At 67.4% G+C, this 362-nt stretch carries 1 pseudogene; it reads left to right on the top strand.

Features of this window, described 5'->3' with window-relative positions:
* Nucleotides 1–16 precede the first annotated feature (16 nt).
* Nucleotides 17–362, top strand: a pseudogene (locus EN852_RS36530) (amidase); the annotation flags it as partial.

Genomic DNA, 362 nt, shown 5'->3' with positions numbered 1-362 from the left:
CGAAAGGCTGCTGCGCATGGCCGGCGATTACGAACGCTCCACGCAGCGCCGCACGAGCCCGCCGCGCACGCCTGAACTGGCCGATGATGTGTTTTCGAGCCGGCCCAACCGGGCTGGCGACGCCAAAGCACCTCCGCTTGCCATCGCGTTTGCTGCCGAGATGCGTTCTTCCCGCGATCAGGACGAGATCGCCATCACGCTTGATCTGCCCGGCGACGCAGAGGCGCAGAACGCCAGCGTCAAGCTGCATGTCAACGGAGACGCCGTCGCGATGCAACAAAGCGGGACGCGCTTCATCGGGCGTGGGCTCGTTCCGGCCGCCGAGCACCAGCGCCTCCATAGCCCCTGGCGCGGCGGGTATG

Source organism: Mesorhizobium sp. M2E.F.Ca.ET.209.01.1.1, from assembly GCF_004010375.2.
In the GTDB taxonomy this organism is placed as follows: Bacteria; Pseudomonadota; Alphaproteobacteria; order Rhizobiales; family Rhizobiaceae; genus Mesorhizobium.
This window is presented reverse-complemented; position numbering and strand designations above follow the sequence as displayed.